The organism is Colwellia piezophila ATCC BAA-637 (genome assembly GCF_000378625.1).
Taxonomy (GTDB): Bacteria; Pseudomonadota; Gammaproteobacteria; order Enterobacterales; family Alteromonadaceae; genus Colwellia; species Colwellia piezophila.
On the sequence record NZ_KB905161.1, the window covers coordinates 427,862 to 441,907 of the forward strand.

Consider the following 14,046-nt stretch of genomic DNA (forward strand, 5'->3'; position numbering starts at 1 on the left):
ATAACAACTAAGTAAATTACACAAATTTAAAATTCATCCCAACACATTTTTTAACCGTCGCTCTTGAAACAAAAACTAATGACCATATTAACTAGCTAAGGCCGTCATTTATTTTAAATGACAAATGGCGTTTGGATTGAAAAGATAAGGGAGGGAGCAATGCAAAACGGTTTGATACAGTTTTTGATAAAGTTTTTACTGCTACTTTGCGCTTCCCTGTCCGTACATTCAGCTCTGGCATTGCCTTTATCTTCGGTATTAGCAAGCAACTACCATGCGGCCACAGATAGTGTTGACCTAGCAGAACAGTTCAACACTAGCACAGTGCTTAACGACTTAGCTTATCAGCCAAGTGTCCAATCAAAACTGCAAAAAAGTCTACTGACATTATTACAACAAGAGCATAACTACCGCCTAAATACTGCACTTTTTCTTGCTGCAATGTTTGCAGCTGATATCGATATTGCCCAAGTCAATGTACAAACACTTATTCGCTTGGCTTATCAAGAACAACTCATCACTCACACTTACATCCAAGGCAGACAAAACGCTTTGTATACTCAAAAATCTTGTTATCAGGCAAAGTTACAATACCAGCAAAACCTTTCTTAATTTAACTTTTATGCTATCGCCATATCTCTTGGTTATAGAAAATAATTAACTGTTTATTTTAGGAAAACCCATGGAAAACTTATTTTATTTGATGCTGGCCCCGTGGCTATTTTTTGTGGTATTGGCGATTACTGCCTGTTGGTTATTAAAGCTAGCCAAAAAACGTAAAGGCATAGCTTTTGCTTTTGGTGTGTTTGTGCAGATGTTCACCCCTGATCCTATGGTCGAACAAACCATAAAAATGGTGCAAGTGGATAAACGTATAGTTAAAGAAAAAAAGACTCAAGCCAATGGTGATAAAATCAAGTCTTAGTTACTGGATATGCCATCCTATATAGTTAATAAACACTTTAAATCCACTTTTGCGCTGATGAAGGCACAGTCTTTTCGCTAATAGTCTCGCCGGTATGTGCGGTGCTTGCTGGCTCGACCATTAAAAAATGCGTATCAGCTAGCGCTTTAGGACAATGTTCAACGCCCTTAGGCACAACATACATTTCCCCTGGATTGAGCACGATATCACCCGATTTTAATTGCAAAGTTAATTGGCCTTTAAAAACGATAAACAGTTCATCTTCATTATCATGTTTATGCCAAACCAGTTCACCCTCACCTTTTGCTATTTTGACTAACTGGCCATTACTTTCGGCAATGACTTTAGGTGACCAATGCTCATCAAATAGTGAGAATTTCTCATTGAGATTAATTTTATCTTTCATGCTTTTTCTTTTTCTTTTTAGTTTTAGTTTTAGTTTTAGTTTTAAGTATGATAATAATTTACAGCTAACCTTGATTCGAATGGTTTCGACTAATGATTAAACCAATAGCGATCAGTAACGCCGATAGAATAAGAAATATACCTACAGCTATAAAATCTCTTTTTACTAGGTTATATACCACAACTAAAGACATTACTATCGACGCCCAATAATAAGTCTTCGCTGTTATTAATAACTTCCCCATGCACCTTCCTTGAATTAATTTACTGTAATCCCTTTTTACCAAATCCGAAAAGATAGCAATATATTCAAGTAACTATAGCTAACGTTTTATCAAGCGCGAATTTCGAGTCACTTTACATCTGGATATTTTACGACTTTAGACTTTGCTGTAAGGACTGCTTTAACGTAAGCGTATTAGCAAAGGCGCTACTATCTGCTATTGAGGCCAGTGAGTCTTGGCTCGGTAAACAATCGTCTCTAATAAACTCTAAAATACTCGGCTCCGGCGGACAAAAAAGTATATCGAGCGCCAAACGATCCATGCCATACAAACCACGATGGATCATATTGGCAGAAAAGATCAATAAATCACCTGCGCCTAGCTTGATGATTTTTCCCTGGCTAAGTGCTTGATTGTTTTTATGGCCATGCTGCTCTAATCTTACCTCAAGCTCTTCCTTAGTATCCCAACGTTTATGGGTGCCAGGCACCAATTCAACACCCGGTTCATCTGCTAGTGCCAGACGAAAATGAAAGACATCAAATGCCGTTAGCGCTGCTTTTTGTTGCTCAACAGATAAATGATATTGTGGGTCTCGATGCCAATAATTATTTTGTTGTTCATTGACGGGATTAAAAAAAAGCTGGGTATTGATAAAACAAGGCTGAGTAGGTATTAATTTATGGACCAGGCTCATGACTTTAGTTGAGCCGATAAAATTAAATAGTTGCGCTCGTTGCTGATTAGTTAAAAATTCATTACTGGTCAGGTAAGCAGAGTTAACCGCTTGTTTAGCATAAAAATCAGCGTTCTCTTGTTGCCATAATTGATGAAATTCAGTGACTATGGTGCGCAGCTCACGTACTTCCTTATCACTAAGAAAGTTTCGAATAAGTACATAACCTTTTTTATTATAATATTCTATCATCAGGCCCTTACCTGTTGTTAATTTTACTTATCCAATGCTGACTAACTCGGCATTGCTATTGAGAATTTTCTTCTCACCGATATAGCTTTGATAAAACTCAACATGGGCGGCTTTAGAGAAAGTATCTTCTCTTAGTTCATATTGTGAAATCCACTCGATAAGCATGGTTAAGTTAGCATCTTGGGCAGATTTAGACTCATATTTGTGCGGCTCCCAAGCACGATTATTGGCATTGGCAATACAATCATCAATCGATAAATTCATAAAGATTATTGCTGATGAGTTTGCCTGAGCAATACCTAAGAGGTCACTATAACAGCCTTCTATTACCCAACTGTTATGCTGATGCATAAATTGCTCTATCGCTAGCGCACTTTCAGCGAGAGGCATTCTTATTGGCGGATTTGTTGCTTGCCACGCCAACAAATCAAGATCTAAATGGGCGAGGTTTTCGGTCTTGGCCAATTGTTTAGCCAGGGTAGATTTACCACTGGCCGAGTTACCAAAAATAAGTAATTTTTTCAATATTCATCCTTATCCTTGCTATGAATATCTACTTAGCAAAGATTTAAAAGTTTAACTAACCTGAGCTCTGGATAATGAGTACTTGATGTTTAAGAAAAAACAACAACTTAGATTGTTAAGAACAAAATTTATAAGATTAAGTAGCTATATATTCTATCAATGTTCCAATTTATTTGATTATCAAGGCAAAACGTTTATGAATAACGGGTTATTTATCGACGTTTTAACGCTGAGAATCGGATAAAGGGGGATAATGAGTAAGTGCTGCTTATCCAGAGTTCAGGTTAACTAATAATTTGCCGTTAAATTTATAGCTAAATTTTCTCAAATAACATCACAAAACGATCAGTCTTACGGCGAAGTTCGGGGACAAATACTAACTTGCTATGATCATCAGCATTGTTCGTCAGTATTTTAGACGTTTTAACTAATTTAAAGCCGCGCTTTTCTAAATCCGCCTTAACAAAGGCACTGTCAATTCTGTGCAGCGATTTCACATCACGAATGCCACTGTTCTCTGCGGCAGCATGATCTATAACGAGCAATTTTCCACCCGGCTTTAATGATTTAAGTAACTGAGGCATCACCACATCAGCGGTAAAGTTCCAGCCATCATCTTGGAAAAACATATCGTGAAAACCTAACACTAAAAAAGCACTATCGTATTTATTCTCGCCAAGTTTTAGGTCTTCTGCTTCGCTCAGTAGGTAGTTAACATTTTTCAATCTGTCATCTGCAAGCCTAACTTTAAGCGCTTTTTCGGCATACTTCAGATAAGCCTTGGGGATTTGTAGGGTGACTTCACCTTTTTCACCAACGACACGAGATAATAATTCCGAGTAATAACCGCCGCCGGCTAATAAATCAAGCACCGTATCACCTTTTTTAACGCCCGAAAATTCGATAACTTGTGCCGGTTTTCGGCCAGAATCTTGCTGGATATCGTTATCACTTCGTCCGGATAAGTCGAGTGAACAGGCCAATAGCGGAGCACTAAAAGCAAATAAACTTAACGTTGCAAGTGCTGAGAATTTGGCAGTAAACTTACTTTGAATTGTCTTCATTATTATTTTTATCCCTGACTGTCGTTAATAAAATATACAGCGCGTAACTCATCTTTAGTGATTACAGCGCACTATAGCAGTTTATAACAGCGTTTTATTTCAGCAATAAATAACTTGTTTCAAAATATGTAACAACTCTGTAAAAACCTAAAATAGCTTTTTGAGTAACTTTGCTTATCAAGAATTGAGGGTAAATAGAAAACTTTAGTGCAAGTGGGTAGGAGTGATGACTTCTACTCTATTTCGCCCTTTTTCCTTGGCTTGATACATAGCCTTATCGGCATCATTAATTAATTGCTCTAAGTTTTTATGTCGAGCGGTAAGCATGCTCACCCCAATACTTAAGGTTACACAAACCTCTTTGCCTTCAATTGCCAAGCAATGTTTCGCTAACGAAAGTTGAATACGGTTAGCGGTCTCAACACCACCAGCAATATCACAATGAGGTAAAACTATGATAAATTCCTCACCGCCATATCGGGCTAAAAAATCAATATCTCGTATCTCTTGGCCACATATATTACAAATATGTATCAACAATTCATCACCAAATAAGTGACCAAATTCATCATTGACGTTTTTAAATAAATCACAATCGAGTAAAAGTAGCGTCAGATTGTTTTTATTTCTCACTGCCCGAGAGTATTCCATTTCCCCACGTTCAAACAGCGCTCTGCGATTGGCAACCTTAGTCAAGGGATCCGTATTAGAGAGCCGTTCCAAAACATGGGTTCGTTCTTCAACTACCTTCTTCATCACGCCTAAAGAAACCGTCGTTTCACTTAATTTTTCATTCATGACATTAAAAGCTTTGGCAATACTATCAAACTCTTGAGAGTGATAAGAAAGCTTTATTTTTTCAAAATGACCACTGTGATTTTGCTTAAAAGCACGTTTTACTTCATCAAAGGATTTTCTCACTATGTGCGTTAACGTAATGGCGCCCAACAACAGCGCGACCATACTGGCGGCAGAAACTGAAATAATAAATAAAGCTTGTTGTTTTATAGTCTGGTAAATGTCTTCATGGGCAATAGCCGATAACTGTAATGAATCAGAGCGAATAGCTTCTAGTTGCGTCATCAACCTTGCTTTTAAATAAATTTTTATCGATGTATTGGCATTTTTTAACTTGTTCTTAGTAATTTGTGCAAATAAACGTTTTAAGATTTCATTTTCACTCTTGATACTATGCTGAATGATTTGTTGTTGCGGCGGTAATTGCGGTGAGGACTTAAGCAAACTGCTCAGTTTATGCTGTAAAACTTGCCAATTACTGACGCTATAGTGACTTGCGTATATATTATCGCTAACAACTAATTGCTTGAGCGCATTTGTTTGGTTGGCAAGTTGTTGGGCATAGTTATCTCGACTAAAAGCAAGCTCCACTGCTTGTGATGTCCATATAACACTACTAAGTAAAATAACAAATAATAAACAGCTACTTAGAGTGAAAAAATAGATGCGTTGCGACAGACTTACCTTCATATTCACTTCCTCTTACAAGGGGATATTTACCGCTTCTGGCATTACCTGCAACATCGCTCTGCTATCAATGAAGTTCTCAACGTGAGGCATTTCAGTAAAATGACTCATGTGAGTATCAATCGCCCAAATGGCCTGAGATTTTATGCTTAAAATTAAGGACTGGTTTAATCCTAGTTTAAAAATGTAATCTGGCCACACCCAGTCAATAAATTCGGCAGAAAGCTGTAGTTCATTAATGACTATTTGTTTAGCTTTAGCCGGATGCAAAGTAATATAGTTAATGGCGGTATTTAGCCCTTGAATGATGCACTTTGCTTTGTCGACCAAAAGAGTATCCGCGGTTTGAGAAATCAAATTAAAACTTAAGGTATTCAAACTTTTACTATCGTGAATTTTAATTTGTTTATTAAGCAATTGAACACTATGAAAAGCAAAAGGTTCCCAAGGCACAAAAGCATCGATTTTATTATCAATAAAACCATTAATAAGCTGCTCTGGTTTAAAATGAACAAGCTCAACATCTTCAGTAGTCAAACCCTCCAGTGCTAATAACATACTTAAGAAATATTCACTTGCCGTGCGTTTAGTAACACCTATGCGTTTACCTTTAAGATCAATAAATGAGTTAATTTGTGCCGATGGGCGGGTAATGAGTTTTACATCATTATCTGACTGAACAAACATGGCATGACTGACAAAAGACTTACTGGCGAGACTTTGAAAAGCCATCACTGAATCTGAGCTAGTACCAAAATCAACCTCACCATTCATCACTTTAGCAAAGGCCCTTTGGCCACCATCAACCTCAACAAACTTAACGCTAACGCAAGTATCATCAAAAGCCCCAATGACCTTAGCCACATAAAAAGGTGTTGATAAAGGCGTTTTAGAAACAGCAATAGTTACTTTATATTTTGGCTGTTGCCAACGCGCTTGCAAATGAGAGTAAAGCAGCGCGGCACAGGTAAGCGTAAGCAATATAATTGCATAAAAAATAAGGGACTTTTTAATCAAAATAAATAAATAATACCAAATAAAGTCATTTTCTAAGTATAGAAACAAATATTATATTTGGATCATTGTTCTGAAAACTTCTTGCTTCGCCCCTTGCCTCTTAACTTTTATCGTTCCAGGTTTAACTTTTATCGTTCCAGGTTTAACTTTTATCGTTCCAGGTAATACTGGCTTTACTTTCGATACCAGGTGCTTTTGGTTAAAGCTCAATTTCCGACTAAAAAAACGCCTGGATACCCGTTTGTGCTCGTCCTAATATTAAAGCATGCACATCATGTGTGCCCTCATAGGTATTAACCGCTTCAAGGTTCATTACATGACGAATAATATGAAATTCATCACTAATACCGTTGCCACCGTGCATATCTCGCGCTTGGCGAGCAATATCTAGCGCTTTGCCACAAGAGTTACGCTTGATCAGTGAAATAGCTTCAGGGGCTAAATTGTTAGCATCCATCAGACGCCCTGCTTGCAAGCAAGCTAACAAGCCAATGCTAATTTCTGTTTGCATATCGGCTAGTTTTTTCTGAATCAATTGTGTTGCCGCTAAAGGTTTACCAAATTGTTCTCGGTCTAAAGTATATTGACGCGCGCCATGCCAACAAAATTCAGCAGCGCCAAGTGCCCCCCAAGCAATACCGTAACGCGCTTTATTCAAACAACCAAAAGGACCTGATAAACCACTGGCTTTGGGTAGTATATTCTCGCTTGGTACAAAAACATCCTCCATCACTATTTCGCCCGTGATTGAAGCACGCAACGAGAACTTACCTTCAATTTTTGGTGCTGATAAACCAGTCATACCTTTTTCAAGAATAAAACCTTTAATAACACCATCAAGCTTGGCCCAAACAATAAACACATCGGCAATGGGTGAGTTAGTGATCCACATTTTACTGCCATTTAGTTGGTAACCACCATCAACAGCTACCGCTTTCGTTGCCATACTGGCGGGATCAGAGCCGGAATTAGGCTCAGTTAAGCCAAAACAGCCAATATATTCACCCGTTGCTAGCTTAGGTAAATATTTCATTTTCTGTGTCTCGCTGCCATAAGCATGAATAGGGTGCATAACCAAGGAAGATTGCACACTCATAGCACTACGGTAACCGCTATCTACCCGCTCTACTTCTCGCGCAATCAAACCATAACTAACATAATTAATGCCGGCACAGCCGTACTTCTCTTCAATGGTCGCGCCCAACAAACCCAGTGCGCCAAATTCTTTCATTATCTCAACGTCAAATTTTTCATGGCGGTTAGCCATTAAAATACGCGGCATGAGTTTTTCTTGGCAATACTGATGAGCGCTATCGCGTACTAACCGTTCTTCTTCAGAAAGTAGCGAGTCAAGCAACAGCGGGTCTTGCCAATTAAAATGTACTTTTTTTGTCTTCGCTGTTTGACTCGCTGTGCTTATCTTTGTATTGGACATAAGATTTACCTAAAATTGCGGTTGGGCATAATATATTTGAAATAGTAATAGAAAGCTTTAACAAGTCAATGCAATGCTGATGGCATCATGCGATAGAATAAGAAAACTGTTAACTTACACTTTCTGACAGTTTTTCGACACTTGGGTTACGGATTTATACAACTGGATTAGGCAAAATCCTCCCATATTAAAACTAAGTAACCACAGTAAAAACTGACAGGGATTGCCCACTAATGAAAATAACCCCCGCCACTGGTATGGCAAGCTCACTACTTTTACTTTCTTTTGTACTGCCAATGGCAGTTGCCGCGGAAAATAGCGAAACTAAAGAAAAAGAGCAGAAAACAGTAGGGCAAGATATTGAGGTTATTGAAGTGACCTCAAAGCGTAACCAAGCTAACAGTGAGATGACCGAAAAAACCGAACAATTAATGAGTGTTGCCGGTATTGGTAATGATCCGTTAAGCGCCGTTTATAGTTTACCCGGTATTATTTATGCGGGTGGTGATGGTGGTTCGCCGGCAGTACGCGGCTCCTCTCCTGATGATAATGCCTTTTATATTGACGATATTCCTGTCGCCTATATTTTTCATTTATTTGGCGACAGTATTTTTAATGAAAATCTGATCCAAGACTTTAACTTACACCCTGCGGCCTTTGGTAGTGAATACGGCAACGCCACGGGTGGCATATTCGATGTAAAACTACGCGATCCTCGTCAACAAGAGATAACCTCCACCATTGATTTAAGCATGCTTAAAAGTGGTTTTATGATCGAAGGGGAAACCTTTGAAGAGCAGGCTTTTTACCTCTCATATCGTCGTAGTCAAATTCACCTCTTCTTACCTGAAGGCACCGAAGAAGATGGTTATACCATCTTTAAAGCCCCCATTAGTGACGATTATCAAGCTAAATATCAATGGCTAATCGGTGACGCTCACAAGTTAACGCTTAGCGCATCAGGCGCCAGTGATACAGGCGGAATTAATATTTCAGAAAACTCTGAGTCGGGTAAAATTAACCCCGATAGCATAGGTGATTTGAAAATCACCACTCAATTTGATAGTCAAAGTCTTTCATGGCAATACTATGGTGAACAACAAAAAATCATGCAACTAATTGCTGGCCATACCGTGGAAAAAACAGCTCAAAAATTTGGTCAAGGGCAATTTATTGAAGTCGAAGAAGAAAAATACCATGTACGCTTTTCCTCACAAATTAACTGGCTAACAAACCACAAACTCGGTTTTGGCATTGATTACAGTAAAACTGACATCGATTATAGTTACGATATTATTCCTTATTTTTGCACCGAAAATGATGCCGATTGTAATACTTTTAAAGGCGATAGAATCCAAGACAACTCCTCACTGAACGACGAAGACCTTGCCATTTATCTTCATGATATTTGGCAAATGAGCGATACCTGGCAACTTACCTATGGCATTAGAGCTGAACGTAACGATTATACCGAGCAAGACTTTATTCATCCAAGGCTAGCGCTAGATTGGCTTGCCACCGATAACTTAACCATCAAAGCCAAGGCCGGAACCTATAGCCGTTTCCCTGACGTAGATACTGCACTGCCAAAACTTGGGAATCCTGAGATTAAGTCACCACAAGCGACACATTATTCTTTAGGTTTTGATTATGACTTAAACGGCTTATGGTTCACCTCAGTTGATATCTACCATAAAGAGTTAACCGAGTTACCTCGCTCAATTGATGAGCATACCGCTGAAGTCGACTGGCAGGCTAATTATACCGATGATACTTCCGGCGATGCTCAAGGGATTGAGTGGTTAGTTAGGCGTGAGCGCGAAAGTGGCTGGTTTGGTTGGGCATCGTTAAGTTGGTCGCAAAGCCAGCGTACTGACGACCTAACCCATATTAGCGCTGATTATTACCTCGATACGCCATTGGTTGCCAATGTAGTGGTTAATTATCAGCTAAACCAGCACTGGGATTTTGGCTTACGCTTTACCCTACGTAGTGGCGCAAAATATAGCCCTATTGTTGGTTTGCGTGAAAACCCTGATTATGACGATCACTTCTTACCAGAGTATGGTGAGCTCAACGCTAAAACCTTACCGGTTTATCATCGACTAGATTTAGAAGCGAACTACCAAACAACCTACTGGGGTTATGACGCCCAGTGGACCATGGCGGTTATTAATGCCATGGCACAAAAAAATGTCTCCGGTTATTATTATGACCCCGAAGACGGCGACACCTTAACCGAGTTTAATATCAGCGGCGAGGAAGATGTTGGCATATTCCCTTATATCGGTTTAAAAATGAGCTTTTAGCGTTTTTTTCAAGTTGTTTAACATTGCTTACACTTTTTAAACAATAAAATTGCCTAGCTAGCGCAAGTAATATTTACAAAGTGGTAACATATGGTTACTTTTTGTAAATTTACTTTGTGCTCTGCTATGCCCTTTAAAAAAAATAATATCAGACGAAGACAGAATCATGGCTTTAGCTGGCTAGTTGCCATTAGCTTATTGATGTTTAGCTCGTTAAGTTATGGACAAGAAACCAGTGATAACTTGGAGCACAGTGCTCGCTTAGAAATTAGCGCAGAGCAAGAATATGACGCCAACAAACCTGTACTCAAAGATGCGTTTGAATGGCAATTTGCACTTGATTTCTCTTTAGTTTATAACCCGACGATTATTGCAGGCATCGAGCAAGATGAGTTATTGCATTACTTTATGCCGGGTTTGTTATTTGACATCTCTTATAAAGGATTTTATTTACAGAGCAATCAAAGACGCTCAAGTGCTTTACTTGGCGGTACTGAATTTGGCTATCAGCTTGTTGTTGAACAGAATTGGCAACTTGATCTGATAGCCAAGGTGTATATGCAAGGTTATGACTCAGACTCACTAATTGAATATGGTGGCGGCGATGAAGAAGTACTGTTAGGTTTAACTGAACGTGAAGTCACCATCGGCTTAGCTATACGTTACTCGCAGTACTTTAAAGATAGCATATTTACCCTTGACCTTGCCTCAGCTCATACCGGTGATGATGAGTATGGCGATCATGTCAGTGGCCTAATTATTGATAGCTTTTACAGCCATTTATTTCTCTATAGAAATTGGGATATTTATCTAGGTGTCGGTTTAAGCTATTTTAGCCAAGATATTGTTGATTACTATATTGGTGTTGCTAGCAACGAAGTAACTGAAACTCGGCCTGAATATACCGCTAAAGGTGGCTTCAGAGGGCAAGCGGAGATTTATGCGCAATACCCTATATCAGCAAGTTGGTCTTTTCATACCGGCATAACCCACAGCATTTTTTCAAAAAATGTAAAAGAAAGCCCCTTGGTTGATACTAACCAAATAACTCAAGTGGTGCTTGGGGTGCTGTATGTATTTTAATGCCGGCAAAGGAATTGCCATATCACAGTTAAAAGTACCGCTCAAAGCACCGTTAAAGGCCCAGCTAAGAGTAAAGTTCATAGTAGCTTTATTACTGTGCAGCTTACTTTTAGCTGAACAAGTAAATGCTAATGAGGTCAAAACGGTTAATAGTGCCGAAGTAACGTTTACTGCCCTGCCCGAACAATGTGTCACCTTAAGGCAAGGCCGAGATTGTTTTGCTACGGTAGAATTGCAATGGCAGTCATCAGACAAGCAAAGTTTTTGCTTGTATCAAGAAGGTAAAAATAAGCAGCTAGGTTGTTGGCAAAACAATAACAAGCTGCAAATAAAAATTGAGTTTGAATCTAACAAGAGCATTAACTATCAGCTACGTACTGTAAGTGATAATAAAGTCATCGCCGAGACGCAAGTCGAAGTTAGTTGGCAACATAAAAACACCACCCGTAAACGTCGCTGGAGAATGTTTTAATAAAGGCAAGTGCCGTAGCTAGATAAATACTAGGAAAAATTAAATGTTTAATATTTTATTGGTAGAAGATGATATTAGCCTTGCTGATTGGGTCTGTGAATATTTAAGCGAACAAGGCTTTAATGTTTCCCATGTTGCCCGTGGCGACTTAGTGATGGATGTTATCAAAAGAAATAGCACTGATATCGTTTTACTCGATGTCATGTTACCTGGCCTAAATGGCATAGAAGTTTGCCGGCTTATTCGCCAGAATAAACAAAGCCAAGCAACTCCAATCATTATGTTAACCGCCCGCGCCGATGAATTTGATGAAGTGATTGGCTTAGAAGCTGGCGCGGATGACTATGTAATAAAGCCTGTTCGTCCGCGTGCTTTATTAGCGCGTATTAACCGTCAATTAAGTCAAAGTAATAAAGCAGAAAGTAATCTCAATAGCGAGCTTGTTTTTGGTGATCTCACCATAAACCAAGAAGCAAAGCGTGTCGTTTATCAAGATAAAGAAGTTGAGTTATCAACCAGCCTATTTACCTTTCTCACCTACTTAGCCCAGCATGCTGGCAGTGTTGTTGATAGAGACTCGGTTTTTAAAGCGTTGAAAAAACGTGAGTATGATGGCCAAGATAGGCGCTTCGACGTAATGTTATCGACCTTACGAAAATTATTTAATGACGATCCACAAAAACCGCAAAAGTTTAAAACTATTTGGGGCAAAGGTTATTTATTTGTTAGTGATGCTTGGCAAGAAAAACCAAGCTTGGACAATGAAGAATAACCATGCGTGGCATTTATATTAGTATTATCTTTACCGTATTGGGCTCGCTATTTTTTATTGGCTGGGGCTTAGATAAACTAGTAGAGTATTCAAACGAAGATAAAATAACTGAGACACCAGCAACGACTATCTACCGTCAGCTGCTTGATGGGCTATCTGACGAACTTAGTTCGCTAAGCAGTATACAGTTAGCTGAAAAAGTTGAATTATTTCAACAACATTATCAAATAAAAACCAGCTTAGCTTCCAGTAAAAAAATTGCCTTGCCTAGTTCACTGGTAGCAGAGTTAAAACAGCAAGGCGGCTTGCTACTTGCTTCAAGCAGCAATCAATACTTATTAAAAAACATCACCAATCATGCTGAATTTTTATTGCGCCTTGAGTTACCCGCTGAAAAAATTGATGATAATAACTTAAATTTCATCTTAACCTTAATACTCTACGTAAGCATATGTGGCATATTAATTTTATGGTTAATTCCCTTAACAAGACGGTTATACCTACTTAATAATGCGGCCGCTAAAATTGGCTCAGGACAGCTTGATGTCCGTATCGCCAGCAGCCGTTTTTCCTATATAAAGGTGTTAGAGCAAAGCTTTAATACCATGGCCAGTAAAATTGAAAAGCTGGTGGCCGATAATAAAATTCTCGCCCGCAGTTTATCCCATGATATTCGCACGCCAATGGCTTGTTTACGTTTTGGCATAGAAGCGGCTTTAGACAGTAAATCAGTTGAAAAGAAAAACACTTATCTCTCACGCATGGATAATGAATTAACCTGTATGGAAGAAATGACCCGGGTATTTCTTGACTATGCCTCGATGGAGCGCCAAGGGCTAAATTTGAAAAAGCAGCAAACTAATGTTTATGCCTTAATTACCTCTGCCATTAATGATTGCCAAGTATTGGCAGAGCAAAAAAATATTACCGTACATTTAACGGGTGATGCCAGCATAGACTATGCATTAGATTATCACTGGAGCTATCGCGCTTTAGTCAATCTTATAAGTAATGCTATAGGTTACGCCAATAACCAAGTAGTACTCACCATAAGTAATACTAATCAGCTACTGACTATTACCGTGGAAGATGATGGCAAAGGCATTGCCGATGATAAACTTGCCATCATATTTACTGCCTTTGTCAAACTTGATGCGGACAGATCAAGAGAGCAAGGTCACTTTGGCTTAGGCTTGGCCATCTGCAGTAAAGTCATGGACTGGCATCAAGGCAGCATTAATGCCCGCAATAGCAAGCAGCTATCCGGTGCTTGCTTTACCTTGAACTTTCCAAAACAACTCCGTTAGCAGCAAAAATCACCACAATAAACCGATATAAATTAGGCTTTTCATCATACTTTACTATGCTTTGTAGATAGCTATTTACTCAGTAAAGACTAACA

15 protein-coding genes are annotated in these 14,046 nt (G+C 38.9%); 7 read left to right on the forward strand and 8 right to left on the reverse strand.

From position 1 onward, the window contains the following. Window positions 1-159: 159 nt before the first annotated feature. Together F580_RS0105165 and F580_RS0105170 are read left to right on the forward strand one after the other, a co-directional pair. Window positions 160-612: a hypothetical protein gene (locus F580_RS0105165; protein ID WP_019026628.1), complete on the forward strand. Its 453-nt coding sequence runs from the start codon at window positions 160-162 to the stop codon at window positions 610-612. Between the two features lie 70 nt (window positions 613-682). Beyond that, a complete protein-coding gene (locus F580_RS0105170) occupies window positions 683-925 on the forward strand; it encodes a hypothetical protein (protein WP_019026629.1) in 243 nt (80 codons plus the stop codon). A 37-nt stretch (window positions 926-962) separates the two neighbouring features. Here F580_RS0105170 and F580_RS0105175 read toward each other — a convergent pair whose 3' ends face one another. The 8 genes from F580_RS0105175 to F580_RS0105215 form a co-directional block, all read right to left on the reverse strand. Next, on the reverse strand, window positions 963-1,331 hold the full coding sequence (locus F580_RS0105175) for a cupin domain-containing protein (protein ID WP_019026630.1): 369 nt from the start codon (window positions 1,329-1,331) through the stop codon (window positions 963-965). A gap of 64 nt (window positions 1,332-1,395) precedes the next feature. Then, complete coding sequence (locus tag F580_RS0105180; RefSeq protein ID WP_019026631.1) at window positions 1,396-1,575, reverse strand: hypothetical protein; 180 nt, start codon at window positions 1,573-1,575, stop codon at window positions 1,396-1,398. Between the two features lie 127 nt (window positions 1,576-1,702). Next, window positions 1,703-2,482: a phytanoyl-CoA dioxygenase family protein gene (locus F580_RS0105185; protein ID WP_019026632.1), complete on the reverse strand. Its 780-nt coding sequence runs from the start codon at window positions 2,480-2,482 to the stop codon at window positions 1,703-1,705. A 27-nt stretch (window positions 2,483-2,509) separates the two neighbouring features. Beyond that, window positions 2,510-3,007, reverse strand: a complete 498-nt coding sequence (locus tag F580_RS0105190) for a P-loop NTPase family protein (protein ID WP_019026633.1) — start codon at window positions 3,005-3,007, stop codon at window positions 2,510-2,512. A gap of 314 nt (window positions 3,008-3,321) precedes the next feature. Then, window positions 3,322-4,071 carry a class I SAM-dependent methyltransferase gene (locus F580_RS0105195; RefSeq protein WP_019026634.1) on the reverse strand — a complete coding sequence of 250 codons (750 nt, stop codon included), beginning with the start codon at window positions 4,069-4,071 and terminating at the stop codon, window positions 3,322-3,324. A 204-nt stretch (window positions 4,072-4,275) separates the two neighbouring features. Further along, window positions 4,276-5,559 (reverse strand): diguanylate cyclase, encoded by a 1,284-nt coding sequence (locus F580_RS0105200; RefSeq protein WP_019026635.1) that lies wholly within the window; start codon window positions 5,557-5,559, stop codon window positions 4,276-4,278. A 12-nt stretch (window positions 5,560-5,571) separates the two neighbouring features. Beyond that, window positions 5,572-6,537 (reverse strand): ABC transporter substrate-binding protein, encoded by a 966-nt coding sequence (locus F580_RS0105205; protein ID WP_245560586.1) that lies wholly within the window; start codon window positions 6,535-6,537, stop codon window positions 5,572-5,574. Window positions 6,538-6,790: 253 nt separating this feature from the next. Next, the gene (locus F580_RS0105215) at window positions 6,791-8,008 is read right to left on the reverse strand and encodes an acyl-CoA dehydrogenase (RefSeq protein ID WP_019026638.1); all 1,218 of its coding nucleotides are present in this window, start codon (window positions 8,006-8,008) and stop codon (window positions 6,791-6,793) included. Between the two features lie 233 nt (window positions 8,009-8,241). Between F580_RS0105215 and F580_RS0105220 the strand changes: the two genes are divergently transcribed. The 5 genes from F580_RS0105220 to F580_RS0105240 all read left to right on the forward strand — a co-directional run bounded on the left by F580_RS0105220 (window position 8,242) and on the right by F580_RS0105240 (window position 13,951). Continuing rightward, window positions 8,242-10,317 carry a TonB-dependent receptor gene (locus F580_RS0105220; RefSeq protein WP_019026639.1) on the forward strand — a complete coding sequence of 692 codons (2,076 nt, stop codon included), beginning with the start codon at window positions 8,242-8,244 and terminating at the stop codon, window positions 10,315-10,317. A gap of 90 nt (window positions 10,318-10,407) precedes the next feature. Then, window positions 10,408-11,400, forward strand: a complete 993-nt coding sequence (locus tag F580_RS0105225; protein ID WP_019026640.1) for a MipA/OmpV family protein — start codon at window positions 10,408-10,410, stop codon at window positions 11,398-11,400. Then, entirely contained in the window at window positions 11,390-11,872 is a 483-nt protein-coding gene (locus tag F580_RS0105230) for a DUF3019 domain-containing protein (RefSeq protein ID WP_019026641.1), read from the forward strand. Before F580_RS0105225 ends, F580_RS0105230 begins: the two co-directional genes overlap by 11 nt. Before the next feature lie 43 nt (window positions 11,873-11,915). Further along, a complete protein-coding gene (locus tag F580_RS0105235; protein WP_019026642.1) occupies window positions 11,916-12,644 on the forward strand; it encodes a response regulator in 729 nt (242 codons plus the stop codon). 2 nt (window positions 12,645-12,646) lie between these two features. Then, window positions 12,647-13,951 (forward strand): sensor histidine kinase, encoded by a 1,305-nt coding sequence (locus tag F580_RS0105240; protein WP_019026643.1) that lies wholly within the window; start codon window positions 12,647-12,649, stop codon window positions 13,949-13,951. The last annotated feature ends 95 nt before the right edge of the window (window positions 13,952-14,046 follow it).